16 protein-coding genes are annotated in these 23,025 nt (G+C 72.5%); 4 read left to right on the top strand and 12 right to left on the bottom strand.

Annotation, left to right across the window (positions count from 1 at the left end; all coding sequences use genetic code 11):
• Window positions 1–61: 61 nt before the first annotated feature.
• The 3 genes from H149_RS0107855 to H149_RS20160 form a co-directional block, all read right to left on the bottom strand.
• Complete coding sequence (locus tag H149_RS0107855; protein ID WP_020649198.1) at window positions 62–1,678, bottom strand: Aq_1262 family (lipo)protein; 1,617 nt, start codon at window positions 1,676–1,678, stop codon at window positions 62–64.
• 5 nt (window positions 1,679–1,683) lie between these two features.
• Window positions 1,684–2,931 (bottom strand): alkaline phosphatase family protein, encoded by a 1,248-nt coding sequence (locus H149_RS20165; protein WP_039748470.1) that lies wholly within the window; start codon window positions 2,929–2,931, stop codon window positions 1,684–1,686.
• Between the two features lie 160 nt (window positions 2,932–3,091).
• Window positions 3,092–4,507, bottom strand: a complete 1,416-nt coding sequence (locus tag H149_RS20160; RefSeq protein WP_020649196.1) for an alkaline phosphatase family protein — start codon at window positions 4,505–4,507, stop codon at window positions 3,092–3,094.
• Between the two features lie 316 nt (window positions 4,508–4,823).
• On the opposite strand from H149_RS20160, the gene bcsB reads away from it, so the two are divergent.
• Together bcsB and H149_RS0107835 are read left to right on the top strand one after the other, a co-directional pair.
• Window positions 4,824–7,064, top strand: a complete 2,241-nt coding sequence (bcsB, locus tag H149_RS20155; protein WP_083930880.1) for a cellulose biosynthesis cyclic di-GMP-binding regulatory protein BcsB — start codon at window positions 4,824–4,826, stop codon at window positions 7,062–7,064.
• On the top strand, window positions 7,061–10,603 hold the full coding sequence (locus H149_RS0107835) for a cellulose biosynthesis protein BcsC (protein WP_020649194.1): 3,543 nt from the start codon (window positions 7,061–7,063) through the stop codon (window positions 10,601–10,603). The genes bcsB and H149_RS0107835 overlap by 4 nt, the downstream gene beginning before the upstream one ends.
• Here the strand turns inward: H149_RS0107835 and bcsG are convergent.
• The 9 genes from bcsG to H149_RS0107790 form a co-directional block, all read right to left on the bottom strand.
• On the bottom strand, window positions 10,597–12,174 hold the full coding sequence (gene bcsG, locus H149_RS0107830) for a cellulose biosynthesis protein BcsG (protein WP_020649193.1): 1,578 nt from the start codon (window positions 12,172–12,174) through the stop codon (window positions 10,597–10,599). The two genes, H149_RS0107835 and bcsG, sit on opposite strands and share 7 nt — an antisense overlap.
• A 7-nt stretch (window positions 12,175–12,181) precedes the next feature.
• A complete protein-coding gene (bcsA, locus tag H149_RS0107825; RefSeq protein ID WP_020649192.1) occupies window positions 12,182–14,725 on the bottom strand; it encodes a UDP-forming cellulose synthase catalytic subunit in 2,544 nt (847 codons plus the stop codon).
• The gene (gene bcsQ / locus H149_RS0107820) at window positions 14,722–15,462 is read right to left on the bottom strand and encodes a cellulose biosynthesis protein BcsQ (RefSeq protein WP_020649191.1); all 741 of its coding nucleotides are present in this window, start codon (window positions 15,460–15,462) and stop codon (window positions 14,722–14,724) included. The genes bcsA and bcsQ overlap by 4 nt, the downstream gene beginning before the upstream one ends.
• Before the next feature lie 7 nt (window positions 15,463–15,469).
• Window positions 15,470–15,685, bottom strand: coding sequence for a hypothetical protein (locus tag H149_RS0107815; RefSeq protein ID WP_020649190.1), 216 nt, complete (start codon window positions 15,683–15,685; stop codon window positions 15,470–15,472).
• Window positions 15,682–17,277, bottom strand: coding sequence for a BcsE family c-di-GMP-binding protein (locus H149_RS0107810; protein ID WP_020649189.1), 1,596 nt, complete (start codon window positions 17,275–17,277; stop codon window positions 15,682–15,684). Before H149_RS0107810 ends, H149_RS0107815 begins: the two co-directional genes overlap by 4 nt.
• Entirely contained in the window at window positions 17,274–17,465 is a 192-nt protein-coding gene (gene bcsR / locus H149_RS0107805; protein WP_020649188.1) for a cellulose biosynthesis protein BcsR, read from the bottom strand. Before bcsR ends, H149_RS0107810 begins: the two co-directional genes overlap by 4 nt.
• A gap of 63 nt (window positions 17,466–17,528) precedes the next feature.
• Window positions 17,529–18,923 carry a TAXI family TRAP transporter solute-binding subunit gene (locus H149_RS0107800; RefSeq protein ID WP_020649187.1) on the bottom strand — a complete coding sequence of 465 codons (1,395 nt, stop codon included), beginning with the start codon at window positions 18,921–18,923 and terminating at the stop codon, window positions 17,529–17,531.
• 289 nt (window positions 18,924–19,212) lie between these two features.
• Window positions 19,213–19,860, bottom strand: a complete 648-nt coding sequence (locus tag H149_RS0107795) for a Vgb family protein (RefSeq protein ID WP_020649186.1) — start codon at window positions 19,858–19,860, stop codon at window positions 19,213–19,215.
• Between the two features lie 44 nt (window positions 19,861–19,904).
• Window positions 19,905–21,125, bottom strand: coding sequence for a hypothetical protein (locus tag H149_RS0107790; RefSeq protein ID WP_020649185.1), 1,221 nt, complete (start codon window positions 21,123–21,125; stop codon window positions 19,905–19,907).
• 353 nt (window positions 21,126–21,478) lie between these two features.
• Here H149_RS0107790 and H149_RS0107785 point away from each other — a divergent pair, with 353 nt between their 5' ends.
• Together H149_RS0107785 and H149_RS20150 are read left to right on the top strand one after the other, a co-directional pair.
• On the top strand, window positions 21,479–22,246 hold the full coding sequence (locus H149_RS0107785) for a DUF899 domain-containing protein (RefSeq protein WP_020649184.1): 768 nt from the start codon (window positions 21,479–21,481) through the stop codon (window positions 22,244–22,246).
• Window positions 22,247–22,253: 7 nt separating this feature from the next.
• On the top strand, window positions 22,254–23,024 hold the full coding sequence (locus tag H149_RS20150; RefSeq protein ID WP_020649183.1) for a DUF2182 domain-containing protein: 771 nt from the start codon (window positions 22,254–22,256) through the stop codon (window positions 23,022–23,024).
• The last annotated feature ends 1 nt before the right edge of the window (window position 23,025 follow it).

The following is a 23,025-nucleotide window of genomic DNA, read 5'->3' as shown; positions in this document are numbered from 1 at the left end:
CCCGCCCCAGCCGATCACGGCCCGCAGTCGCGCGCCGCGCGCGGGCGGCAGGAAACGCCGCTCAGGGCGTCGCGGACCCGTCCAGCCACAGACGGCCGTCCCGGTAGACGCGGCCGTCCACCTCGCGCAGGCCGGTCTCGGCGCCGTCGACACGGCGATGCACATGCGCCGCCGGCGCCGGCAGCGCGTCGCGGCCCAGCGTGAAGCTCTGTTCGCGGACCACGGCGCGATAGGCCTTGTCGAGCGCCAGCGCCCGCTCGCGCGACGGCAGGATCAGCTCGGCAACCGCGGCGGCGCGCACGCGCGCCTCGTCGAGCACGCCGCCCGGAAAGTAGCGCGCGAGCATCTCGTCGTTGGCGCGATATTCGTCGCCGCCGTGCGCGCGGCGCAGGTAGCGCAGATATTCGGGTTCGTCGCTGCCGGCCTGCGGCGCGTCGACGAGTCCGGCGAGACGCGCATAGCCCCAGCCGGCCGCGCCGGGCGGCTTGCGCGGCAGGCTGAAGCTGCCGTCGACGGTGACGCCGATGCCGCTGTGGCAGCCCATGCAGTACATCTGCTCCTCGCGCGTCTGCAGCCGCAGGCGGCCGTCGGCTTGCTCGATGTAGGCCTGCAGCTGCCAGCCGTATTCGCTGAAGAGGCCGCTGAAGGCGTCGCCGCCGAAGTACGGCCAGCCGCCGGTCTGCTGCTCGCGCGCGTCCTTCGCGTACTGCAGCGCGAGGTGCGCGTCGTCGAGCTCGAAGATCTTGCGCGCGTAGCGCAGTTCCTTGAGGCGGCGCGCGCGCATCTCGGGCGCGTCCGGATCGAGGTAGTAGACGCCGTGCATGAACTCGGTGCCGAGCGGATACGCGTAGCGCTTCACCGCGATCTCCTGCGCGGCGCCGGCGTAGTGCGCCGGCAGCGCGGCGATGCGGCGCGCCGTGCCGAGGCGGCCGTCGCCGTCGAGATCGAAACCGGCGGCGCGCTCGTCGAGCGGCTCGGTCGGCAGATCGAGCGCAGCGTCGCCGCGCGTGTCCGGCACCGCGACGGCGGCCTCGACGATCGCCAGGTTGACGCGATAGACCGCGTCCGAATCACGGCCGGCGGCATCGCGGCGAAAGGCCGGCGGCAGGCGGACCATGGCGTCGTCAGCGCTGCCGTTGGTGGGCCAGAAGGTGCCGGGGAACGGCTTGTAGCGGTACGCGCGCCAGCCGCTGCCGTCGCGCGCGAAACCGTCGGCGGCGAAGCCGCGCGCCAGATCGAGATCCGGCTGCCAGCGCGGACGCTGCGCCGCCGGCAGCCGCGCCAGCGCCGCGCGCAGCGGCGCGTAGTTGTCCTCGCGCACATAACGCAGCGTGTCGGCGTCGGTCTGCGCGGCGACCGCCGCGCGGCGGTCGGCGTGCAGGTTGGTCCAGTGATTGACGCGCCCCATCGGATTCAACTGGTACTGCGCCTGCAGTTCCCGGTCGTCGGCGCCGTTGCGGTTGTTCTTCGCCGTGTGGCAGACCCAGCACGGATTGGCGCCGCCTTCGGTCGCGGTATAGCACTGCGGCGGAATGTGCGCGAGCACGTTGCCGATACGGCCGCGCGCCTTCTCGGCGGCAGCCGCGGCGGTCGGATCGTAGGCCGGGCCGCAGGCGGCGAGCGCCATCGCCGCGAGCGTCAGCGCGGCGGCGCAGCGGCGGCGCAGCAGGAACCGCAACGTGCTCAGCCCGCCGGGCGCGGCGGCATGCTCGGCATCTGCCGCGTGTAGACGTCGGCGCCGAAGCTGCACGGCTGCTTGTCGTGCTCGCAGGGCGAGACCGAATTCGCGGTGTTGCCGTCCTTGGCGTGGCCGAGGTAGTCGAGGCCGAAGATATCCTCGACGCTGCGCAGCAGCGAATAGTGGTTGTAGGCGAGCGTCGACACCGTGCCGGGCTTGATGAACGGCGAGATCAGCACGGCGCCGACGCGGCCGCCGCCCGGGCCGAGGATGCCCGGCTTGAACAGCAGCTGCCAGCCGGTGCCCTTCTCGCCGCAGCAGGCGTCCATGTCGCCGGAATTGCTCGCGCTGTTCGAGGACTCGTCGTAGGTGACGACGATCAGGCCGTCCTTCTGGTAAGCCGGCGAGGCCATAATGATCGGGATCCACTTCTGCAGGAAACGGTCGATGCCGGTCAGGCCGCCGACTGTGCCGTCGGCGCAGCTCGAATCGTGGCCGTCGTCGCAGAGATTCGGCGTGATGAAGCTGAACGCCGGCGTCGTGTCGATGCGCTTGAGATCCTCGGCGAAAGCGTCGTCGAGATTGACGACGTGCTCGTCGCAGTACGGCTGATCGTCGATGACGCTGTGGAAGTACATGAACGGGTTGTGCCGCATCGCGTACTGATCGTCGGCGGTCGCCGACTGCGTGTTGTCGACGCCGCCGATCGCGGCGTGGCCGCAGGTGCGCGGGCCCTGCGGGCGGGCGTCCGAAGCAGCGAGCGCCGAGTCGTAGCGGCTCGGGTCGTTGCCCATGTCCTGCATGTAGCCCTTCCAGCTGATGCCGGCGGCGCGGAACTGGTCGGCGAGCATCGGCACGGTGTCGGGATACATGCAGCTCAGGCCCTGGATCTGGCCGTCGCTGTCGATGTTGCTGAGGAAGCTGTCGAAGACGATCGCGCAGTCGGCCTGCGTGTCGGCGTTCGGCCCCTGGCCGCTGACCATCGAGATGTAGTTGTCGAGACTGGCGTGGCCGGTCGCGTAGTAGTTCTCGAGCAGCACACCCATCGCCGGCAGCTGCGTGGCGAGGTACGGCGCCGCGCTATCCGGACCGAAGGTTTTGTCGTAGCTCTTGTTCTCCATCACGATGACGAAGACATGGCCGACGCTGTCGGTCTTCGCCGGCGAGCCGCCGGCACCGTTGCTGCCGCCGCAGGCGGCGAGCCCGAGCAGACCGAGTACTGCCAGCAGCGCCAAACCCAACCGCTTGTCCATTCTCTGATTCCCGAAACGACGCAGGGCCGCCTGCATGGCGGCTGTACGAGGCCGGCGCCGTGCGTGCGGCGTCCGGTCCCCTTCCGAACGCCGCACTCTAGCTGACGAGCGTGTCAGTGGTTTGACAGTTGACGCCACCCCGACGGCGTCGCGCGCCGCCTCAGTTCGGCGGCACCAGCCCGGCGTCGAGCGCCGCCTGCACCAGCCCCTTCCACTCGTCGATGTGCTCGGCGTGGCGGCGCTGCACTTCCGCGTAGCGCTCCGCCGTCATCGTCGTCTTGGCCGACGACAGCTGCGCCGAGCAGGCCTGGCCGTAGGACGCATCGTCCGGCACGTTGAAGGCCGGCGCGTCGAGCTTCGGCGCCGACTTGAAGTCGAGGATGTGCGCGAAGTTCATCGACGTGGTGCCGCGCGCGCCGAGCGGCGCGAAACCGAAGCGCCACGAGATCATGTTGAGGATCGAATTCGGATCGAGCTGCTGCTTGGCGATGTGGCCGCGCTTCACGCGCGGGCCGATCGCCATGCACGGCACGCGAAAGCCGAGGCGGCCGTCGTTGCCGGTGGCCTGGTATTCCTCGTACGTGACCGGCGCGAACGGCGGTTCGACGTGATCGTAGAAGCCGCCCCACTCGTCGTAGTTGATGATCAGCAGCGTCTTTTCCCAGGCCGGGCTGTTGCGCAGCGCGTCGTAGATCTCGTTGAGCAGCACCTGGCCCTTGCGGATGTCGGCCAGCGGATGATCGTCGTTGGAGGTGCCGGCGCCTTCGCCGAGCATCGACGGATCGATGTAGGTGACATCGGCGAGGTCGCCGCTAGCCGCATCCTTGAGGAACTGCGCGTACGGACGGATGTTGGCGACGCCCGGGTTGTGGCCGGCGAATTCGAGGCTGACCAGCGCCCAGCCGGCGAGATCGCCGTAGTAGTAGCGGCCGCTGCGGCCGACGCTCTTCAGACCGTCCCAGACCGTCGGCTGCGAGAAGAAGGTGATGTCGTTGTTCTTCTTGTCGGTCTGGCCGGCGTGCATGTAGTAGCGGTTCGGCTGGGTCGGGCCGAGGATGCCGGTGAAGTAGCGGTCGCAGAGCGTGAAGTTCTCGACCACGCCCTTGTAGAACGGCAGATCGTCGGCGGTGTAGAAGCCGATCGGGAAGTCGTCGCCGACCGGCTGCGTCAGCAGGAAGCCGTCCATCTTGCCGCCGTTGAGATGCAGGCGGCCGCCGTCGTAGCCGTGATCCGGGTCGGCGAGCTGGCAGTTCTGGTAGTCGGTCAGCTGCCGCCCGGCGACCGCGTTGCCGTCGCTGTCGAGCAGCTTGAGCCGGGACAGGTTGACCGTCGTCGCGCCCGGCACCCAGCTGAAGTAATGGTCGAACGAACGGTTCTCCATCATCACCACGACGATGTGGTCGATGCCGGACGCCTCGGGCGCGGGCAGCGGCTGCGTGGCCGCATCATCGCTGGTGTCGCCCGAGCCGCCGCAGGCCGCCAGACCGGCCGCGCCGGCCGTCGCGGCGATGCCGGCCAGCACCTTGCGCCGCGTCAGATCGACCGGCTTGCCGGCCCCGTTGTCGTTGTTGTCCATCGCGCGTTCCGCCTGATTCCCGAAAACCGGAAAGCGTAGACCGCTTGCTTGTCGTCGCCATGACAGGAAACGCCGGCGGCGCTGGTAAAAATGAATCATGGCCGCAGGGCCGCCGCGGCCCGCGCCGCTGCCGCCCGCGGCGTTCGCGCTGCAGGCGGCGGCCCACCCGCGGCAGACCGGCGCGGCGCCGCCGGAAGACCGTTCGCCCGATCGTCCGGCGGCGCCGGCCAGCGCCCGGCTACGGTTCCGCCGGCGGCTTGGCCTACACTGCCCGTGCGATGTCGCCCGACGTCGAACCAGAAGGATAGGGAGATCCATGACGACCAGGCGCCGACCGCGCTCGCGATGGCTGTCCTCTGCGGCCGCCTGCGCCTGCGCCGTGACGCTGGCCGCCGCGGCCGCGCCGGAGCAACCCGAGGCGCTGCAGCCGCCGGCCCGCGACGTGCAGATCGACTTTCGCGAGCTCGGCGTCGGCAGTCCGCTCGAACTGCGCGGCGTCGAGGGCATCGCCGGCGTGCCGCTCGGCATCCGCCTCGACGAAGTGGCGACGGCGGCGACGCTGCACCTGCGCTACACCTACTCGCCAGCGCTGCTGCCGGACCTCTCGCATCTGCGCATCCGCGTCAACGACGAAGTCATCGCCGCCGTGCCGCTCGACCATGAGCACGCCGGCGTCGAGGTCGAGCGCGAGATCCCGATCGACCCGGCGTATTTCAGCGACTTCAACCGCCTGCGCTTCGACCTGATCGGACACTACACGCGCGAATGCGAGGACCCCGCGCACAGCAGCCTGTGGGCGACCATCAGCACCGGCAGCCGCCTCGACCTGCGGCTGCGGCCGCTGCCGCTGGCGCCGGATCTCGCGCTGCTGCCGGCGCCGTTCTTCGACCGCCGCGACAACAAGCGGCTCGACCTGCCGGTACTGCTGCCGGCCAAGCCCTCGAAGGAACTGCTGCGCAGCGCCGGCGTCGTCGCCTCGTGGTTCGGCGTGCTGGCCGGCTACCGCGGCGCGCACTTCCCGGTTTCGCTCGACACGCTGCCGGACGGCCACGCGCTGGTGTTCGCCACCAATGCCGAGCGGCCGAGCGGCCTCGATCTGCCGGCCGTGCAGGCGCCGACGCTGAGCATGCTGCGCAATCCGCAGCAACCGCAGGCCATGCTGCTGGTCGTGCAGGGCGCCGACGCCGCGCAGCTGGCGCTCGCCGCCGAAGCGCTGGTGCTCGGCCAGGCCGCGCTGAGCGGGCCGCAGACCACCGTGCAGAAAGTCGAGCTCGGCCAGCGGCGGCCGGCCTACGACGCGCCGAACTGGGTGCGCGCTGACCGCCCGGTCAAGCTCGGCGAGCTGGTCGACGATCCCACGGACCTGCAGGCGCACGGCCACGCGCCGGCGCCGGTGCGCGTCAACCTGCGGCTGCCGCCCGACCTGCTGTTCTGGGATCGCGGCATCCCGCTCGACCTCTATTACCGCTACACGCCGCCGGCGGTACGCGGCAATTCGATGCTGTCGCTGAGCCTCAACGATCAGCTGATCCGCTCCTACGCACTGCGCGAAGCGCCGACGCCGGGCCAGGACGGCAATCTGCTCGACGGCGTGCTTGGCGACGGCAGCATCGTCGATCACCGCCGCCTCGAAATCCCGGCGTTCGCGATCGGCAGCGACAACCAGCTGCAGTTCCAGTACGCGATCGAGTACGACAAGCAGGGCCTGTGCCGCGGCACCTTCACCGATCTGCTGCGCGCCGGCATCGACGCCGACTCGACGATCGACATCAGCAGTTTCGCGCACTACACGGCGCTGCCCGACCTGGCGCTGTTCGCCAACGCCGGCTATCCGTTCACGACCTACGCCGACCTCGCCGAAACGGCCGTCGTGCTGCCCGACGCGCCGGGCGCGCACGACCTCGAGACGATGCTGTTCCTGCTCGGCCGCATGGGCCGCATCACCGGCGCGCCGGCGCTGCGCGTGCGCATCGCCGACAGCCACGACCTGGCCAGCCTGCACGACGCCGACCTGCTGGTGATCGGCCGCGGCCGCAATGGCGATCTGCTGTCGCAGTGGGGCCACGAGCTCAGCCTGACGATCGAGGACGCCAAGCGGCAGTTCCGGAACGCGCCGGTGCCGCCGTCGATGAAGGCCAATGCCCTGCAACCCGACCCGCACCGCGCCGCGGAACGCAGCGTCAGCCTCAGGACGACGGGACATCTCGCCGCCTTCCTGGCCTTCGAGTCGCCGCTGCGCCCGGGCCGCAGCGTGGTCGCGCTGGTCGCCAACACGGTGCCGGCGCAGGACGCGCTGATCGAGGCGCTCGACAGCCCCGGCATGATCCGCGACATCCGCGGCGACACCGCCATCGTGCGCGAGCACGAGGTGGCGAGCTTCGCCAGCGAGCGCCCGTACTACGTCGGCGACCTCAGCCTCTGGCGCCGCATCTGGTTCCACCTCGCCCGGCACCCCGGCCTGCTGCTGCTGCTCGCGCTGGTCGCCGGCTTCCTCTCCGCGTTCGGCATCTACGGCTATCTGCGGCGACGCGCCGAGACGCGGCTGCGGGCCGAGTGAACCCGGACCTGCGCCGACTGCTGGCCGTCGCCCTGCTCGCCGCGAGCGGCAACGCGCTGGCCGTCGATTCGGCGGACGCGGTGCTGTGGCGCAGCGCCTGGGTCTGGGAGGCGCACGGCCGCGGCGATCTGGCGCTGGACTCGCTGACCAAGCTGCAGCGCTCGCGCCCGGACGACCTGAACATCGCGCTGGAGATGGGCCTGCTGGAGCTGCGCTCGGGCCGCTTCGAGGACGCCGGCCGGCGCCTCGCCGCGATGCGGGCGCAAGCCCCCGACGCAGCGGCGACGCGCGAGTTCGACACTGCCTATCGCGTATCGACGCGCGACCGCATCAAGCTCGCCTCGATCCGGCGGCTGCTCGAAATCTCCGAATACGCACAGGCGCTCGCGGCGCTGCGCGAACTGTTCCCGGACGGGCCGCCGGGCCACGATCTCGGCATCGAGTACTACCGGGTGATCGGCCGCACGCCGGACGGCTGGAACGCCGCGCGCGAGGGCTTCGAAAAGCTCGTCGCCGACACGCCCAGCGATCCGCGCTACCTGCTGGCGCTCGCCGAGCATCTCGCCACGCGACCCGCGACGCGGCCGCGGGCGCTGGCCCTGCTCGCCGACCTCGCCGAGCGCGACGACGTCCGCCACGAGCCGGTGATGAACGCCTGGAAGGAAGCGCTCGAAGACGCCGGCCCCGGCGAAGTCACGGCGGCAATGCTGGCGCGTTACGCGCGCCTCGCGCCGGACGACGAGCCGGCGCTGCGACTGACGCCCCGCGCCGCGACCGCAACGGCAGAAGCGGCCACCACCCCGGCGCCGGCGGAAACCGCGGCCGCAGCCGAAGCGCGCCAGGCAAGCGCGCTCGCCGCGGCCGAAGCCCGGCGCCGCGCCGAAGCGCAGGCCGCAGCCGAAGCCGAGGCACAGCGGGCGCAGCAGCAGGCGGAAGCCGAGGCGCGCAGCGCCGCCGACGAAGGCGACCGCCTGCGCGAGAGCGGTGCGCTCGCCGCGGCGCTGGCCGCCTACGAGCGGGCCGCGGCGCGCGAGCCGACGCTCGCGCGCACCCTGCTCGGCCGCGTGCGCACGCTGGCCGCGCTGCGCCGCTACGACGAAGGCTTCGCGGTCGCCGACGCCTTCCTGGCGCAGGCGCCGGACGCGGGCGCCGACGTCAGCCGCGCCCGCGCCGTGCTCCACGAAGCGCGCGGCGAGCAGGCGCTCGCCGAAGGCCGCAGCGAGGCCGGCGTCGCCGATCTCGACCAGGCCCTGCAGGCGACGCCCGCCGATCCCTGGCTGCGCTATGCGCTGGCGCGCGCCTACGCACGGCTCGGCCAGGCCGAGCGCGGCCGTGCGCTGATGGCCGAGGGTGCGGCGCTCGCGCCGGCCGACGCCGACAGCCGCTACGCGCAATCGCTGTACCTGTCGGCCCTCGGCGCCGACGCCGACGCCCTGCAGGCCCTGCAGGCGGTGCCGGCGGCGCAGCGCAGCGCCGGCATGCAGCGCCACTACGCGAGCCTGCAGGTCGCCGTATCCGGACGCGCGGCCGTCGAGGCGCAACGCGGCGGTGATCTGGCGGCGGCGCAGAACCATCTGCTCACCGCGCAGCTGGCGGCCGGCCACGACCCCGCCCTGCTCGGCCAGCTGGCGCAGTACTGGGCCGCGATCGGCGACGCCGAGGCCGCGCTGGCGGTGCTCGACGCGCCGCCGCCGGCAATCGACGCCGCCGGCCGCGCCGAACTCGGCGCGGCGCGCCTGCGCGTGCTCGAAGCCGCCGGCGACGACGCGGCCCTGCGCAAGGCGCTCGATGCAGTGCCGGCCGACGCGCCGGCCGCGCTCGCCGCGACCGCCGCCGCACTGCGCCGCGGGCTCGTGCAGCGCGAGGCCGAGGCCGCGCTCGCCAAGGGCGATGCGCAGGCGCAGCTGGCCGTCTACGAACGCGCCCTCGGGCAGAGCGACGACGCCGGCCTGCGCCGCCTGTACGCCGACGCGCTCGCCGCGCAGCAACGCTGGCCGCAGGCCGAAAGCCAGTACACGCAGCTGCTCGCCGGCAGTCCGGACGACGCCGGCCTGCGCCTCGACCATGCGCGCACGCTCGAGGAAACCGGGCAGCGCAAGGCGGCGCGCGCCGAGATCGACGTCGCGCTGCGCCATGCCGGCGGCGACGCCGCGGTCCTGCGCAGCGCCGCGCGCCGCCTGCAGGCGCTCGGCGACTACGAAGCGGCGCGCCGCGCCCTCGACGCGGCCGGCGCCGCCGGCGCGCGCGACGCCGACTGGCTGGCGCAGTCGGCGCGGCTCAGCGAGCTGTCCGGCCATGACACGCGCGCGGTGCGCGAATACCGCGCGGCGCTGGCACAGCGCCCCGACGACGCCGCGCTCGGCGCCGCGCTCGCCGCACTCGCCGCGCAGCGCCACGCCGAAGTGATCGCCGGCCTCGACTGGCAGAGCAAGGCCGGCGAGCCCGGCTACTCGGACACGCGCAGCCTGCAGCTGCCGATCGAGGTCAGCTGGCCCTGGCGCTACGACGGCCAGCTGTTCGCGCATGCCGACATCATCGATCTCGATGCCGGCCGACTGCCCGGCAACTACGACGACGCGTCGCTGTTCGGCAGCGTGCAGGCGCGCGGCCCGGACGCGGTCCTGGCGTTCCCGTCCGGGCTGGAGCAGTCGGCCAGCGGCGTCGCGCTCGCCGCCGGCTACACCAGCGGCGGCCTGCGCCTCGATCTCGGCACCAGCCCGCTCGGCTTTCCGGTGCAGGATCTGCTCGGCGGCATCCGCTACGACGGCGAGCTGGGCCCGCTCGGCTACTCGATCGACCTCGCGCGGCGGCCGGTGACGAGCACGCTGCTGGCCTACGCCGGCACGCGCGATCCGGTCACGCACGAAATCTGGGGCGGCGTGCGCGAGAACGGCCTGACGCTCGATCTGGCGCAGTACGGCGGCGCGCTGAGCTGGCGCGCGTCGTTCGGCGCGTCGTATCTGGACGGCCGCAACGTCGCCGACAACCGTTACATCGGCGGCAGCGCCGGCGCCGACTACCGGCTCTACGACCGCAATGCGCAGCGCGTCTACATCGGCCTCGGCCTGCGTTACTGGGACTACGAGAAGAACCTGCGCTACTACACGCTCGGCCACGGCGGCTACTACAGCCCGCAGCGTTATCTGTCGCTGAGTCTGCCGCTCGAATGGCAGGGCCGCAGCGAGCGCTGGAGCTATCAGCTGCAGGCGGCGCTGTCGCACACCAACAGCCGCGAGGACGACGCGCCGTTCTATCCGGACGACGCGGCGCTGCAGGCGAGCGCCGCACTGTCGCCGCTGCCACCGCATTACACGCGGCCGGTCTACGACGGCGGTTCGAGCAGCGGCTGGGGGCGCAGCCTGCAGGCGCGCATCGAATACGCGCTGGACGGCGACTGGGCGCTCGGCCTGCGCGGCGCGCTCGACCGCTCCGACTACTACGAGCCGAACTTCCTCACGCTCTACGTGCGCCGCCTGCTGCTGCCCGGCAGCGTGCTGCGCGCGCCGCCGGAACCGCCGCGCCCCTACGCCGACTACTGATCGCTGCGGGTGTCGTAGCGCGTCCAGGCGCCGTCCGGCGTACGCATCTGGTAGTCGCTGCCAACGCGCATCAGCACCGTCTGCTCGTTCTCGGACACCGCATCGGTCTGCGGCAGGTTGGCCGCCGCCGCGGCCAGCGCGTCGCCGCCGGCGAACGGCGCATCGGCGATCAGATTCTCCAGCAGCTGCGCCACCGCGAGCAGCGCCGTCGGCGTCTCGACGGCGCGCTGCGGCTGCGCGGCGTAGCCCGGGCCGATCAGCTTGACGCCGACCGGCGCCAGCGTGATCGCCGGCGTCGGGATCTCGCGCAGGCCGGAAATCTGCATGCGGTCGCCGCGCACCGCGGCGCCATGCTCGGGCACCATGACGACGACCGCGCGCCGCCCCGACTGCGCAACCAGATCCAGGAAGCGGCCGACGTCGTCGAGGAACATCGTCACGCGCCGCTGGTAGCTGTCGTGCGAGTTCGCCGGGCGATAGCCGTCGATGCGGTTGCCGTCGTGCAGCGTCACCGTGTTGTAGAACAGCGCGACGCGCGCCGCCGGCAGGGCCTGCCGCTTCTGCCACCAGCGCGACAGCACGTCGTAGTCGTCGTAGATCGGCGAGCCGTCGAAGGCGTGCATCGCCACGCGTGCGCCGGGGTCGACGTCCTGGCGGGCGGCGACTCCGAGGTTGGCGCGCACGTCGCCGACGAAATCGCCGAAATGGCCGTCGTGGTTCATCGTCCAGTGCGGCTCGAAACCGGCCGCCGCGAGATCCGCCAGCAGGTGGCACTCGGGCGGGTCCGGCTTGTACAGCGCCGCGTGCGAAGTCTGCCCGCAGGCGCTGCGCAGCACGCGGATCGCCGCCGGCCCGCTGTAGCTCGCCGCCGTATTGAAATTGCGCAGCAGCAGGTCGAAGCGCTTGAGCAGCGCATGGTCCTGCGCGCCGACGTACTGCAGATCGTCCCAGGCCAGCGAGCAGACGTGCACGATCAGCACGTCGAACGCTGCGCTGTCGGCCGGCGGCGGCGTGAAGCGCACGCGGCGCGGCGCTTCGCTGGCGTAGAAGGCCTGCAGGCGCTCGCTCAGCGAAGCGTCGGTCAGCGCGACGCTCGCGCCGGCGGCAGCGGCGGCGCCGGGAGCGCCCGACGCCGCCACCGCCGGCGCCGCGACGCGCAGCTGCTGCAGCGCGCCGACCGCCGGCACCGTCAGGATGCCGATGATGGCGAACGTCGCCATGCGCAGGCGGTGCGCGAGCAGCAGCCAGGCCAGCAGCAGCGCGGCGAGCACCAGCGCCACGTGCGGATTGAAGAAGCGCGCCGCCAGCTCCAGCAGATAGGCGCCGGAGAACGTCATCACGTCGCCGGCCGTGGCCAGCACGCGCCGGATCGGCGGCAGGAAGGAGTCGTAGTAGAGCAGCGAAATGCCGAGCGGCACGGCGAGCACCTGACGCGTCACGCGCAGCCAGCGCCGCTGCAGCGGCCACGCCGTCAGCGCCGCGAAGCCGAGGTTGTAGAGGACGTGAAAGCCGATGTCGCCGCGGTAGTACAGCAGCAGCTTGGCGAAGAAGTAGAAGCTCCAGAATCCCATGGCACCCTCAGACCGGCTGCGGCGAGACGGCGGCGCGCCGCGCCGCGAGGCCGCGGCGCAGACCGCGCAGCAGCGATTCGCACAGGCGCACGTAGCCCAGGCCGCCGAAGCGGATGATCTCGGCGAGGCTGGCCAGCGGCCGGTCCGGGGTCGTCTGCTGATTCCAGTCGAGCCAGGCGTCGGCGCGGCCGAAGGTGCAGAGCAGCAGCCGGCGTTCCTGCTCGACGCTCATGTCGTCGAGCAGCACGCCGAGATGCTGGCCCTGGACGGCCGCCACCTGCGCGCCGAACGAGAACTCCTGATCGCCGTGGCGCAGCAGCACGCGCACCGGCGTGCCGCGCGCCAGCTCGACCGGCGCGGAGGCGACCAGACCCAGGCCCTGGATCGAGTAATCGCTGGTCGTGCAGGCCAGCGCGCAGCCGTCCGGCAGATACAGCGAGGCCGGCACGCGCATCGGCACGCGCGAGGCGACGCGCACCTGACGCATCTCCGCCGCCACGCCGAGCGCCGCGCCGAGCATGATCAGGCTGTACACCGCCCAGGCCATGTTCATCAGCACCGTCGCCGGTTCGAAGCGGTTCCAGTCGACCAGGCGCACGACACCGAGCGCCACGCCGACGACGTTGGCGATCATCAGCACCAGATACGGCATGGCGATGCGCCAGTCGAAATAGTCGCGCTCGACGAGGCCGCCCTTGGCGGTGACGTTGAAGCTGCCGGCATGCGGGCGGAACAGCGCCACCGTGGTCGGCCAGGCGATGTACCAGGCCAGCACCGTCTCGTAGGCCTCGGCCCAGAACGAATGCCGGTAGCGGCCCTGCACGCGCGAGTTGGTGAGGTTGGCGAGGAACAGATGCGGCAGCGCGTAAGTGATCAGCGTCGCCGCCGCCGCGTTGATGACGTGCATCTCGAAGTACAGATAGGCCAGCGGCGCGGTGAGAAAGACCAGGCGCGGCAGGCCGTTGAAGAAATGCAGCATGGCGTTGCTGTAGCAGAGCCGCTGGAAGAAATTCAGGCCCGGGCCGAACAGCGGATTGTCGAGACGGAAGATCTGCGCCATGCCGCGCGCCCAGCGGATGCGCTGGCCGACGTGGATCGACAGGCTGTCGGTGGCCAGGCCGGCGGCCTGCGTGAGGCGCAGGTAGGCGGTGTTGTATCCGCGGCGCTGCATCTTCAGCGCCGTGTGCGCGTCCTCGGTGACGGTCTCGACGGCGATGCCGCCGACTTCCTCCAGCGGCTTGCGGCGCAGCACCGCGCAGGAGCCGCAGAAGAAGGTCGCGTTCCACAGATCGTTGCCGTCCTGCACGAGGCCGTAGAACAGGCTGCCCTCGTTCGGCACGCGGCGGAAGGTGCCGAGGTTGCGTTCGAACGGGTCCGGCGAGAAGAAATGATGCGGCGTCTGCAGCATCGCGCACTTCGGATCGGCGAGCATCCAGCCGACCGTGGTCTGCAGGAACGAGCGCACCGGGATGTGGTCGCAGTCGAAGATCGCGATCAGCTCGCCGTCGGTCTGGCCGAGCGCGCGGTTGAGGTTGCCGGCCTTGGCGTGGGCGTTGTCCGGCCGCGTCAGGTAGCGCGCGCCGCACTCGGCGGCGAAGGCGCGGAATTCGTCGCGCCGTCCGTCGTCGAGGATGTGGACGCGCAGCTTGTCGCGCGGCCAGTCCATGCCGAGCGCGGCGAGCACCGTCGGCCGCACCACGCGCAGCGGTTCGTTGTAGGTCGGCACGAAGACATCGACGGTCGGCCACCGCGCGGTGTCGGCCGGCAGCGACACCGGCTTGCGGTGCAGCGGCCAGCAGTACTGCAGATAGCCGAGCGCGAGGATCAGCCAGGTGTAGCACTCGGCCGCGATCAGGCCGTAGCCGAACAGGCGGTCGAAGTCGGTCTGCAGATCGAGCGTGTGGGTGAGACGCCACCAGATGTAGCGGCTCGACGCGATCAGCGAGAAGGCGATCAGCACCAGCGTCGGCAGATTGCCGGGCAGACGGCGCAGCATCAGCGCGCTGGTCCACATCAGCGCGCCGAGCAGCAGCTGCTCGGCGTAGCCGAGCGGCGTGGTCGCGCAGACCCAGAGCAGGACGGCGGACAGCACGCCGGCGGTGACGCGCAGCGGCACGGGCACCGCATCGACGCGATCGGCGAGCCGGTGCAGGCGCGCGCTCGCGGGCTGGAAATCGTAGCGGTCGAGCAGCTGCTCGAAGCGCCGGAACGGCCACAGCAGCAGGCGCAGCAGCGCCGACACGGCGCCGCCGAGCTCGTGCAGCGCGCGCAGCAGCGGCGCGCGCGGAGCCGGCGTCGGCGCCGCGTCGAGCGGCAGGCGGAACAACAGCAGCGCCATGATCCAGTCGCGCGCCGAATCCGGCCGTGCGACGCCCAGCTCGCGCGCCGCCAGGCGCAGCGGCGGCGCGGCCAGCACCTCGAGCCAGGCCGGCCACGGCCGCATCTGCTCGGCCGGCAGCAGGAAGAGGTTGCGCAGCCATTCGCGCAGCGCGCGCGGATGACGCACGCCGAGCGGCGCCGCGAGCCGGCCCAGCAGCGCGTCGCCGTTCACGCCGTCACGTCCAGCGCGCGCAGCAGCCACGACGCCAGCAGCTGCAGGTCGGCGGCGGCCTGGCTGGCCGGCGCATCGGCGAGCAGCGCGCGGTTGCGCGCCAGCGCGTCGGCGACGCTGCCGTCGCGATGCACGGCATAGGGCGCGAGGCGCTCGCCGAGCTCGCGCCGCAGCAGCACGCGAATGTCGTTCTGCAGCGGGCGGTTCGGCTCGAAGCCGTTGACCACGTAATGCACCTGCCCGGGCCGCAGCGCCTCGGTGCGAGCGATGCCGCCGAACGAAATCGGGTCGGCGCCGAGCACCGCGAGCACGCGGTCGGCGACGGCCGCCACCTGCGCGGCCAGCCGCGACGGCAGCGACGGCGTGTCGACCAGGACGATGGCGTCGTCCTGCCATTCGCCGACGTCGAAGCGGCTGCGCAGCCCCTCGGGATCGGCGCCGAGCGCGACCGCGCAGGCCGAGGCGAGATCGTCGCCGGCGGCGCCGGCCGGCACGAACTGCACGCCGTCCGAGTTGGCGAGCGCGGTCTCGCGCCAGTCGCTGCCGTCGCTGATCGCCGCGAGAAAGCCGCGCTGCGGGCGCGCCGTCGCCCCGAGATGCAGGGCCAGGTCGTTGTGCGGATCGCAGTCGATCGCCAGCACCGGATGCCCGCGGCGATGCAGCGCATCGGCGAGCGCGGCGCTCAGCATGCTGCGGCCGACACCGCCGCACGGCGAGACGATGGCCACGAGTTTCATGCCGGCCTCACGGGCGCTTCGCGCCGGAGTCCGGCGGCGTCCACGGTTCGAGCAGGACCGGATACCAGGCGCGGCCGAGCAGACGGCGGCGCAGACGCCGCAGCCTCGGATACCAGCGCCGCGGCGCCAGCCGCCGGTCGGCGACGAACAGGCCGAGCAGCACGCCGAGCAGCAGCAGCGCGGCCACGGCGAGCTTCACGGCGAACGCGACGGCGGCGCTCATGCCGCGCTCCCGGTGCGCCGCGGCGCGGCGTGCACCGTGCGCGGCGCCGGCACCGCGGCCGCAAGCGGCTCGGCTTCCTGGCGCAACGGAATGCGCAGCAGCGCGTCGCTGAGATCGAGCGGCGGCTGTGCGGCCGCGCGCGCGCGCAAGGCGCGCATGGCCTCGCCGATCGGACCGGCACCGGTCTGCAGCAGGTAGCCGAGGAACAGATCGCCGGGCACGCGCGTGAAGATCCGTTCGAGCACGCCTTCGATCTCCGCCGTGGCGCAACCGGGCAGGAACAGATAAGCCTCGCGCTCGTCGGCGCTGAAGCAATCGCCGGGACGGCGCGGCCGGCAGTAGCGCAGCGCGTCGACCAGCGGCAGATCCGGCAGCGGCACCAGACGGACCAGCACGCTGTCGTCGCCCACCACGGTGTGCATCGCGCGCTCGACCTCGTCGACGAAGGCCGGCAGCGGCAGATAGCCGCCGCGCAGCGGCATCGCCGCGGCGATGGTGCGCTCGATGTCGACGTCGAGCGGGCGCTCGTAGATCCGGCCCTGCAGCGCCGCCACGCGCTCGACCAGCGCCGCCGGGGTCGCGCCGCGGTCGACGACGGCGTCGGCGCCGAGCGCCAGCAGCAGCTGGATCTGGCCGTGACGCAGGCGCAGGCCGCAGGCGCGGACCACGATCTTCAGCGCGCGCCCGGCCTGCTGGCGCAGGCGATATACGCGCCGCACCAGCGCCGCCTGCGCCTGCAGATCGGCGTAGTCGAGCACGCAGCAGGCCGCCTGCGCGCCGGCGGCCGCGGTTTCGAGCGCCGCGCCGTCGGCGACGATCGTCCAGTCGGCCGGCCAGTCGTCGCGGCCGTCGGCCGCGCGCTCGGTGAGGAGCACATGCGTGCGGTCCGCCGCCGTCGCCGCCACCTGCACCCAGCGCGCGCGCTCGGCGGCGTCGTCGAGGATCACCGTCAGCGCGCCGTCGTCGCCGAGCTTCAGCTTTTGCGCGGGCAGCGCCGGTCCGGGCCGTCCGGCGGCGCCGTTCCAGTGCCGCAAGCGCAAGGTCCATGGCGCCTCGCCGGCGCCCGTCCCGGCGTTCATCGTCGCGTCGCCGTCGAGCGCCGCGCGCGCCGCCACCGCGGCCTCGTCCGCGCCGTCGGCAACCAGCAGTAGCGACGCACGGCGGGCGCGCGCCCAGGCGGCGCAAGCGGCGGCCGAGGCCGACGGCGGCAGGCCATGCAGCCCCCAGACGACGACCAGCGCGCCGTCGGCGCAGCCGTAGTGATCGAGTTCGTCGAACAGCTGCAGCGCGCCGGCGCGCTGGCCGCGGGCCACGGCGTCGGCCCGCCATTGCAGCCAGCGCAGGCTGCCGCGCTGCTGCGCGCGCCGGATTTCGATGCCTTGCCCGGCCAGCTCCGCGGCGAGCGCGGCAGGATCGGCGCAGAGCACGAGCACCGGCCGCTTGGCACCGGCCGCCGCGCGCACGAGGCCGAGCAGCAGCGCCGGCGGCGGATGCGGCGCGCAGGCCAGGCCATAGCAGGCGCCGGGTCGCAGCGCGTCGGTGCCGGGCGGCAGACCGCCGATGCCGAGCGGCGTCGCCGCGCTTGTCGTCAAGCCGAGACCTCCGCTCCGACGCTCGCCGCGCGCCGCTCCGCCTGCAGCGCGTTCAGCAGCGGCCAGCGCGCGAGCGCGAGCGCCACCGCATCGAGTTCGTGCTGGTCGACATAGCGCAGGCTGCCCGGCGCGCCCAGATGCGCCTGGAGGCGGGCGATGTCGTTGTCGGCGGCCGGATCGTCATTCACGCGGACAGCATGCGCAATGGCACAGACCCGCGCAACAAAGCGGCTGCCGCGTGGCGACGCGCCTCAGCGCAGCAGCGCCACCTCGTCGTCCTCGCGCGTCGCGCCGGCGCCGAGGCCGTCGCGCACGAAGTGGATGTGGCGACGCAGGATGTAGGCCTGATCGGCGAACGCGCCCGGCATCTTGGTGCCGACCACCGACTTCTCGATCTTGTCGAGCTGCGCGAGCAGCGCGGCGCGCTGCTCCGGCGTCATCGGCTCCAGCATCGCGCGCTCCAGCGCCATCAGCTCGCCGTAGTGCTTGTAGATGCGCCGCTTGATGCGCCAGCCGTACAGATACGGCGCGAAGCGCAGGCCGGGGATCAGCACGACGACGATCGGCAGCAGCACCACCGCGGCGCGATTGACGAGGCTGGCGAGCCAGAACGGCAGATAGCGGTACGCCAGGCCCTTGCCGGACTTGTAGTAGCGCGCCGCGTCGTCGCTCATCGGGTAATCGTGTTCGATCGCGTGCGGGAACTCGCCGGGGTTCTGCATCAGCGTGCCGCGGCCGTGCACTTCCTGCGCGGCCTCGACCAGCAGATCGGACAGCGCCGGATGCAGATCCGCATGCGCGAGCAGCTCGACGGTCGGCGCCAGCATCGTGATGCGATGGTCCGGCAGGTTGGCGCCGAGATCGAAAGCGCCCGGCGGCAGCTCGAAGCGGTTGAGGTAGCGATAGCGGCGCTCGTAGGCCTCGCCCTGCACGAAGTCGAACAGGCGGATGCCGTCGGCATGCAGCAGATCGCGTACGGCGCCGAGGTTGGCCGAATCGCCGGACAGGAACGCCGCGTCGATCTTGCGCGCCAGCAGCGCCGCCGCCGCGTCGCCGCCTTCGAGATCGAAGAACTGCGTCGCGCCGCCGGGCTCGATGCCGTTGCCGTCGAGCAGCGTCATCGCCAGCACGCGCGTGCCGCTGCCCTCGTGGCCGATGGCGATGCGCCGGCCGGCCAGCTGCGACAGGCGCTCGATCGGCTTCGGCGCGCGGTAGAAGATCGTCACCGGCTGGCGAAACATGGTGCCGAGCGAGACGATGTCGGAAACGTCGCCGTCGCGCGTCACGCCGGACTGCACGAGGGCGATGTCGACCTTGTTCTCCGCCAGCATGTCGAGGTTGTCCGCCGAGCCGTGCGAGGACAGCACCTGCAGCTCGATGCCGTTGCGCGCGAGGATCTGCCGGTAGCGCTCGGCGACCGCGCGGAAGTTGCTGCCGTCCGGGCCGCCGGCCATGACCAGATGCAGCGGCGGCGCCGGCCGCACGAAGTGCAGGGTCGCGAAGATCGCCGCGGCGCTGAGCAGCACAATCGGCGTCAGCGTCGCGATCGCGTCGCGCCACGACACCAGCGACACCGGCCGCAGGCCGAGCAGGCGGCGGCGCACGCCTTCGATCTTGCCGTTCTTCCCGGCTTCAGCGTTGGTCACAACGGGGCTTCCTGCAAAGTTCCGGCGCGCAGCTTGCCAGAACGGCGGCGACGATCAATGCCGCGCCGGCCGCGACCACGGTGCATCGCGGCACATCGCGGCGCCGACGATCGCGCGGCGCTCGGCCGACGCTCGTGCGCCGGCGCGCAGTGAACTGCTGAAAAACCGTACCTCATCATGGCGAGGCGCCCGCCCGCGGCGCACGCCGCCAGTGACGTCTCAGCATCGCCACGGGGCGCCATCGCCACGGTGCGCCGGCCTCGCGACGGCGGCGCCATCCGGATCGGCGCTAGCTCGCCGCGCCGCGCTTCGGGCGGCGCAGCGTGCGCAGCTTGCCGCTGTTGCCGCCGCCGCAGAAGAAGCGCTCGCCGCCGTCGAACTCGAGCCCGGAGACGCCGACGCCCGGCGGCAGTTCGAGCGCATCAAGGACCTCGCCGCTGCGCGGATCGATGCGCCGCAGTTCGCTCTGCTCGCCTTCCCAGGTGCCGTGCCACAGCTCGCCGTCGACCCAGGTCACGCCGGTGACGAAGCGGTTCGACTCGATCGTGCGCAGGATCGCGCCGCTGTCGGGATCGATCTGATGGATCTTGCGTTCGCGATACTGCCCGACCCACAGCGAGCCTTCCGCCCAGGCCATGCCGGAATCGCCGCCGCCGCCCGGCGCCGGGATCGTTGCGACGACGCGGCCGCTGCGCGGATCGATTTTCTGGATGCGGTCCTCGGCGATCTGGTACAGGTGCGCGCCGTCGAACGCGGTGCCGGCATGCGCGGCGATATCGAGCGCGCGCTGCATTTCGCCGCTGTCCGGATCGAGCGCGGCCAGACGGTCGCCGCCGGCGATCCAGACCGCGTGGCCGTCGTAACTCACACCGTGCACCTGGGCGATGCCCGGAAACGGTCCCTGCTCGCGAATGATCTCGGCTGCCTGTCGTTTCATGCGGTCATCCTCCATCGTCGGGCGCGATCGGCGCCGGACTCACCTTAATCGCCCGGCAGCGGCGTCGGGAGTAACAAGCTTGTCGCGAATCCGGGCAGCGGCGGCGTCAGCCAGCGCCGCGCGCGGCCGCGACCGAAGGCCTGCACCTTGCCGTCGGCGGCGAGCGCTTCGAGCGCGCGCTGCACGCTGCGCTGGCTCGTCGCCAATGCCAGCGCCAGCGCCGAGCTCGACCAGGACTCGCCGTCGGCGAGCAGCGCCAGCACGGCGGCGTGGTTCTCGTGCCGCGGCCGTGCCAGCACCACGACCTCGCGCGCCCGGTGCGGGCGCAGCGCGAAACCCGCCGCCGTGGCATACACCTCGGCGAGCGGCCGCAAGGCCCGGCGCAGCCGTCCGATCTCGACGCGCAGGCGCGCGCGGTACGACGCATCGAGCTGCCGCGCACGAAAAGCCTGCGCGGCCAGATGGTCGCGCGAGGCGTCGGCCGGCCAGGCCTCGGCGAGCACGCGCACGAGCGTGAACAACACCGGGCGCCGCGCCAGCGAGACCTGCACGTCCGCATCCCGCACCGCGTAGCGGCAGGCGTCGACGACGAAGCGACGCGAGGCGAGCAAGGCCTCGACCTCGGCGAACCGCAGGCTGCGTTCGCGACCGCGCGCGATCAGCCGCGCCGCCGGCTCGTGCAATGCGCGGGCCGCGTGCTCGACCTCCGCGCCGAGCGCCGCGATGCGCGCCTGCGCGGCCGCCTGCGCCGCGCCGGCCAGCGCGCGCTGCGCCGCATCGGTCCGCAGGCGCCGCAGCGCGATGCCGGCGACCAGCAGGCCGTGCACGGCGCGCAACGCGGGCGGCAATGGCGACGCCGCGCAGCCGTCGAGCGCCTGCTCGGCTTCGTCGAGGCGGCCGAGCAGCAGCAGGCGGCGCACGTCGAGCAGTTGCGCGTGTGCGGCATTGACGGCGTCGCCGTGCGCGGCCAGCGTCGCGCGCGCCAGATGCAATGACTTCACCGGCCAGCCGAGCTCGCGCGCAGCGAGCGCGATCTCGGCTTCGGCGACGACGCAGCGTGCGCGCGACACCGGCGCGCGGGCGCCGAACGCCCGCGCCGCACGTCGCACGAGCTGGCGCGCGCGCGGCAGATCGCCGAGCTGCGCCATCGCGATGCCGCGCAGCGCGAGCGCCGGCGCGTCGTCGCGCAGGGCCACGCGCTGCAGGGCGCCGAGCGGATCGCCGGCGGCGAGCGCGCGCCCTGCAGCCGTGATCAGCGAATCCATCGCAAGCGCTCACCGCAATCGCGACACACTTGTCACTCCCTGCGTTGCCCGGTCCATTCCTAATCTAGCGCAAGGCCGACGACCGCCGTCGCCGGCGACGACGCAACGACCGATCCGCAGGAGACAAAGCCAGTGGAAGCCATCGCGACCGAAAGACTCCTGCGCACCGCCATGTCGACGCTGCGGCGCGCCGCAGGTGCGGACGCAAGCCTCACCCGATCCGCTCGCAGACGCCGGCCATCCTTCGCCCGCGGTCCGGATGCACGGCACATACACCGGCCCGGCCGCCCGTCGTGGCGAACTTGAACGGTCGTGCGGCACGAACCTTCGCAATCCCACCCAGGAGTCCCGTCATGGAAAAGCACAAAACCGCCACCCGCGCGCAGTGGCTGCAAGCGCGTCTTGATTTGCTCGCCGCCGAGAAGGAGTTGACGCGGCGCAGCGACGCGCTCGCCGCGCAGCGCCAGGCGCTGCCCTGGGTCCGCGTCGATCAGGATTACCGCTTCGACACCGAGCAGGGCCCGGCGACACTGGCCGAGCTGTTCGGCGGCCGCTCGCAACTGATGGTCTATCACTTCATGTTCGGCCCGGACTACACCGCCGGCTGTCCGTCGTGCTCGGCGATCGCCGACGGCTTCAACGGCATCGCCGTGCACCTCGCGAACCACGACGTCGCGCTGACCGCGGTCTCGCGCGCGCCGCTCGAAAAACTTCAGGCCTACAAGAAACGCATGGGCTGGACCTTTCCGTGGGCGTCCTCGCGCGACAGCGACTTCAACTTCGACTTCAACGTCGCCTTCACCGAGCAGCAGCAGCGCGACGGCAGCATCGAATACAACTACCACCGCGCCGGCCACGTCATGGACGCGACGACCGCGGTGCCCGAGCCGGTCGCCATCCAGGCGGCGATGAGCGGCACCGACGCACCCACGTACACACGCGACCGACCGGGGCTCAGCACCTTCGTGCTCGAAGACGGCGTCGTCTACCACACCTACTCGGCGTACTCGCGCGGCGTCGATCGGCTGTGGGGCATGTACCAGTGGCTCGACCACGCCCCGAAGGGCCGCAACGAAAGCGGCGTCTGGTGGCGTCGCCACGACGAGTACGGCGCGCGCTGAGCGGCGCGTGGACGCGTCGCGACGCGCCTTCTTCGGCGGCGCGGCCCTGCTGTTCGCCGGCAGCGCCGCGCTGACGGTCGCGTGGAGCCTGCCGGCGCCGCCCTTCGCGGCGCTGCCGATGTGCGGCGGCGGCGCGATGAAGACGATGTGGCTGCCGGAGCGCAGCGGGCCGGGCGCTGCCGCCGCGTTCATCGTCATGTGGATCGTGATGATGGCGGCGATGATGCTGCCGGTGGCGACGCCGCCGCTGTGGCGCTACCGGCAGGCGCTCGCCGCAGCGTGCGTGCCCCGCGCCGCGCGTCTGACCGCGCTCGCCGGCCTCGGCTACTGCAGCGTGTGGACGGCGGCCGGCGCAGTGGTCTTCGCGCTCAGCGTCGCGCTGACGGCGGCCGAATGGCGGCTGCCGTCACTGGCGCGCGCCGAACCGCTGGCAAGCGCCCTCGTGGTCCTGATCGCCGGCGCGATGCAGCTCGGCACCTGGAAGCAGCGTCGTCTGGCCTGCTGCCGCGAGGCCGATGCGTGCGCGCACGCCGCGCCCGGTGCCGGCGCCGCGTGGCGGCACGGCCTGCGCCTCGGGCGGCGCTGCGTGGCCTGCTGCGCCAATCTCACGGCGGTGCTGCTCGTCACCGGCCTCATGGACCTGCGCGCCATGCTGCTGGTGAGCGCCGCGATCAGCGCCGAGCGGCTGACGCCGCGCGGCGTACGCATCGCGCAGTTCGTCGGCCTCGGCCTGATCGGCGCCGGGCTGGTGTTCGTCGCGCGCGCGGCCGGATTGTGAA

It is taken from the genome of Solimonas variicoloris DSM 15731, from assembly GCF_000382285.1.
Classification (GTDB): domain Bacteria; phylum Pseudomonadota; class Gammaproteobacteria; order Nevskiales; family Nevskiaceae; genus Solimonas; species Solimonas variicoloris.
The sequence above is the reverse complement of the archived record's forward strand: the minus strand, read 5'-3'. Positions and strand labels throughout refer to the sequence as shown.

Bases quoted from the DNA above. Each gene is read 5' to 3' on its own strand.
- bcsB (WP_083930880.1), top strand. From the start codon at position 4,824: ATGACGACCAGGCGCCGACCGCGCTCGCGATGGCTGTCCTCTGCGGCC.
- bcsG (WP_020649193.1), bottom strand. From the start codon at position 12,174: ATGGGATTCTGGAGCTTCTACTTCTTCGCCAAGCTGCTGCTGTACTAC.
- H149_RS0107790 (WP_020649185.1), bottom strand. From the start codon at position 21,125: ATGGATTCGCTGATCACGGCTGCAGGGCGCGCGCTCGCCGCCGGCGAT.
- H149_RS20160 (WP_020649196.1), bottom strand. From the start codon at position 4,507: ATGGACAACAACGACAACGGGGCCGGCAAGCCGGTCGATCTGACGCGG.
- H149_RS0107815 (WP_020649190.1), bottom strand. From the start codon at position 15,685: ATGAGCGCCGCCGTCGCGTTCGCCGTGAAGCTCGCCGTGGCCGCGCTG.
- bcsQ (WP_020649191.1), bottom strand. From the start codon at position 15,462: ATGAAACTCGTGGCCATCGTCTCGCCGTGCGGCGGTGTCGGCCGCAGC.
- H149_RS0107785 (WP_020649184.1), top strand. From the start codon at position 21,479: ATGGAAAAGCACAAAACCGCCACCCGCGCGCAGTGGCTGCAAGCGCGT.
- H149_RS0107795 (WP_020649186.1), bottom strand. From the start codon at position 19,860: ATGAAACGACAGGCAGCCGAGATCATTCGCGAGCAGGGACCGTTTCCG.
- H149_RS20165 (WP_039748470.1), bottom strand. From the start codon at position 2,931: ATGGACAAGCGGTTGGGTTTGGCGCTGCTGGCAGTACTCGGTCTGCTC.